Below are 3,164 nucleotides of genomic sequence, written 5' to 3'. Positions count from 1 at the left end.
GGTGCAAACACCACATCCGGTTTCTCTTCCAGTATCTTGGCCACAACTTCATCAACAGGCGCAGGGGTAAATAGTGCCAGTGAATTGTCGGAGGTTTTGCGGGCTTTCATGACCGTGGAGCTGGATGGGGTATCACCCATCTCAAAAATCTGTGTCCAGCGGTAGCTGAACCAGCCGTTTCTGATCTCCAGACATCACTTGTTGCTACCGACGATATGGGCATCGGCATGAAAGTGGTCCCACAGAACAAACTGATTCAGTTGTTCCACGTTGTACACGCTAACAAAGCGGGTAACCGGGCCATGTTGATGGCCGTTTATGATCTCTATGACTGCGCGATTCATCTCTTTGCCCCTGTGTGACCGACCAATACGTTGATCTACTTGATGAGCGCATAGACATCGCATTTCGCTCGGGCGAACTAGAGGGTTCTAGCCTCGTCGCCCGTCGCATCGGACCAAAGCGAAGTATCTTGTGTGCCAGTCCGACTATCTGGCCCGGGCTGGCCGGCCTGAATCTGCGAAGGAACTGTCTCAACACGATTGTGTCATCATGGGGACGAGTCTGACCAATCAACATTGGCAATTGCGAACAGAAAAAGGAGAGGTCACGATTCCGGTCAAAGGGCGATACGCCGTGGGTAATATGCAGCTGGCGGTTAAAGCACTCACCAGCAGTATGGGGGTTGCGCTTGTCCCGTATCCATTAGTGCATCGGTTGTTACAGGAGGGGGCGCTTGTTCAGGTATTGGAAGGGTGTGAACCAGCTCTGAAAAGTATTTATGTGGTTTATCCCAATGCATAATATAAATTTATAATATTTTAAGCAGGTCTTCATTCAAGCTTTATGCCTTAAAGTTTGATATGTACCTTTTCTCATTGTTGCATCCGACCATTTATGGTGAATTTCGTGTGTTTCGCGGATAGATTGGAGGCTGTAGTTAAAGAAGAAATCTCTTCCGTGTGAAGAGCTCATTTGATGGGGATAGGAGGAAGTAGAAGTATGCCCCGGTGGCGAATGGGTTAGTTAACACATTACGAGGGTAATGGTCCTTTATTTCGGGGCATACGCTTGTTTTTTTGACCTATTCGTAGTGATCCAAGCTTAATGCTCTTCGAGCATGCCGTTTTTGATGATTCTCCATGTTAATTCAAAAGCTTCCAGCTGTTCGAGTAGGGTTGCTTTGTCGTCGTGGAAGAGTACTTTCCTAAACTCTTCTTGGTCTTCCCATTCCTTTGTTGGTCCATTCATCGATGGATGTTGATTGCTTCTCATAGTTAACCGCCCTCTAATGATGCCTGGTTGGTTATATCCAATTTTTGAAGCTTACCAAGTTCCAATTAGCCCCTTATGCGAGGATCTATATTATTTTGGTAAACAATCCTGGTCGGATTGCGACTCTTTGACGCTATCATGGGAAAGTAGAAAAGTCACGCCCATAAAGTAAGAGTTATGATGTTTTAATCAAACTTGTTAAGTACCTGTTTTGTATATGCAGACTTCTACTCTGAAGTCTGCATATACAGTAGCGCACCGTTTAGGTGTTTCAACCAACTGAGTCGTTCTCGCTGATAGACCAGATAAGTGAGCAAGAAAGTACTGGTCTGTAATGTATTTGATGTGACACGCTCTGCCTATTACAGCTACAAACGGAAAAAAGCGGTGATCGACGCCGTCAGACTTGATCTGAAAGCTCGGGTTAATACGATATTTAAAGAAAGCCGAAGCTCTGCAGATAGCCGCACGATTACAGAGATGCTGCAAACCGAAGGTATCGAAATAGGTCGATATAAAGTGCGTAAGCTGATGCCGGAATCCGGACTTATCTGCAAGCAACCTTGGAATATGTATCCACGAAGGTCTACTGATAGACCCTGCCTACGCCTTTCAGTGTGCGTACGTAGAACGTATCTTGCGAACTGAGATACCCTGGATGGGCAGCCTCCATCTCTCCCGCAGCGACATCGTCCTGCTGTTTGCGTTCCAGAGCAGTAATTTGAGCTTCGGAGAGGATGAGGCCTTCTTCAGCAACGCGGGCCTCCAAAGCAGCGAGATGTTGTTTGAAGTTACCAAGCTGATGCCTGAGCCAGATGCTTCTTACACCACTGGCAGATACAAAGGCGCCACGCTTGGGTAACTCATTACTGACTCGTACTTGGCCATGAGCAGGCTGATCAATGGCATAAGAACAACAGCTTCTTCAACCTGTTCATCCGCTCGATTCTTGAGGTTCGGTTTGCGTCGGCATTTATCGAACAGTGCGTTACACCACCGTCCTCGACAGCAGTTTTGTAGCGGTAAAAGGTATCACGTGACAAGCCCATCACCTAGCAGGCCTTGGATACATTGCCAAGCTCCTCTGCCAAATTGAGCAAACCGAGTTTGTGTTTGATGATGCGTTCGTCACTCTGAATCATGGGGTTACCTTTTGGCTTTGATGTTCGTTTGGCCTCATTCATCAAACTCGGTAACCCTTCCTTCTTCAAGACGGGTGTCAGATTAAGTCTGAATCAATTCACCTCATTCAAAAACCATCTCCTGAAAACCAAAGCTTTCAGAAAACTTTAAAAATTCATTAAACGGCAGCGCTTTTCCAAATAAGAATCCTTGTGCATACTGGCAACCATGCGCTTTTAAAAAATCAAGCTGCTCATAGGTTTCAACGCCCTCAGCGATAGTTGTCAGGTTAAAAGCTTTTGCCATCTGGATAATAGCTAGCACCAGCTCAGAATCATTATGATCGATACTGATGTCACGTACAAACGATCTATCTATTTTCACTATATCGACTGGTACTTGCTTAATGTAACTTAAAGAGGACTGCCCTGTCCCAAAATCATCTAAAGCAATTTTGCAGCCGCTCTTTTTGATTGAGTCAAGTATCGATCTGTATTCTGCATTGTCAATAAATTTTAAGCTCTCGGTTAGTTCAATAGTAATGTTTGCATTACTGGATCCTAACTTATCAATGAGCCATCCTATATGTGAGCACGATACGAATTGCGCCATAGAAAGGTTGAAAGCTGTATAAAATCTTGCTCCAAAATGTCTTTGCATTTGTGCTGCTTGTTTCAACCCAGTTTGAAATACCCACTCACCCAATGACGTTATCAAGCCAGATTGTTCCGCTAAAGGAATAAATTGATCTGGCAGAATTATGCCTC

General features: G+C 45.2%; 5 protein-coding genes and 1 pseudogene. 2 read left to right on the top strand and 4 right to left on the bottom strand.

The window, feature by feature from the left end; genetic code table 11:
- Positions 1 to 194: 194 nt before the first annotated feature.
- A complete protein-coding gene (locus tag ABYW01_RS17660; RefSeq protein ID WP_372835314.1) occupies positions 195 to 344 on the bottom strand; it encodes a hypothetical protein in 150 nt (49 codons plus the stop codon).
- Between the two features lie 130 nt (positions 345 to 474).
- Between ABYW01_RS17660 and ABYW01_RS17655 the strand changes: the two genes are divergently transcribed.
- Complete coding sequence (locus ABYW01_RS17655) at positions 475 to 804, top strand: LysR substrate-binding domain-containing protein (protein WP_372835311.1); 330 nt, start codon at positions 475 to 477, stop codon at positions 802 to 804.
- A gap of 300 nt (positions 805 to 1,104) precedes the next feature.
- On the opposite strand, the gene ABYW01_RS17650 is transcribed toward ABYW01_RS17655, so the two are convergent.
- Positions 1,105 to 1,275: a hypothetical protein gene (locus ABYW01_RS17650; protein ID WP_372835308.1), complete on the bottom strand. Its 171-nt coding sequence runs from the start codon at positions 1,273 to 1,275 to the stop codon at positions 1,105 to 1,107.
- Positions 1,276 to 1,584: 309 nt separating this feature from the next.
- On the opposite strand from ABYW01_RS17650, the gene ABYW01_RS17645 reads away from it, so the two are divergent.
- A complete protein-coding gene (locus ABYW01_RS17645; RefSeq protein ID WP_372835306.1) occupies positions 1,585 to 1,923 on the top strand; it encodes an IS3 family transposase in 339 nt (112 codons plus the stop codon).
- Here the strand turns inward: ABYW01_RS17645 and ABYW01_RS17640 are convergent.
- Positions 1,865 to 2,417 (bottom strand): annotated as a pseudogene (locus ABYW01_RS17640) (helix-turn-helix domain-containing protein); the annotation flags it as partial. The gene ABYW01_RS17645 and the pseudogene ABYW01_RS17640 sit on opposite strands and share 59 nt — an antisense overlap.
- A gap of 103 nt (positions 2,418 to 2,520) precedes the next feature.
- Positions 2,521 to 3,164: EAL domain-containing protein (locus ABYW01_RS17635; protein WP_372835303.1), on the bottom strand; the 644-nt coding region annotated here is incomplete at its 5' end.

It is taken from the genome of Pontibacterium sp. (assembly GCF_041587635.1).
In the GTDB taxonomy this organism is placed as follows: domain Bacteria; phylum Pseudomonadota; class Gammaproteobacteria; order Pseudomonadales; family Balneatricaceae; genus Pontibacterium.
This window is presented reverse-complemented; position numbering and strand designations above follow the sequence as displayed.

Coding starts and splice junctions, on each gene's coding strand:
- ABYW01_RS17660 (WP_372835314.1), bottom strand. CDS start 344: ATGAATCGCGCAGTCATAGAGATCATAAACGGCCATCAACATGGCCCG.
- ABYW01_RS17650 (WP_372835308.1), bottom strand. CDS start 1,275: ATGAGAAGCAATCAACATCCATCGATGAATGGACCAACAAAGGAATGG.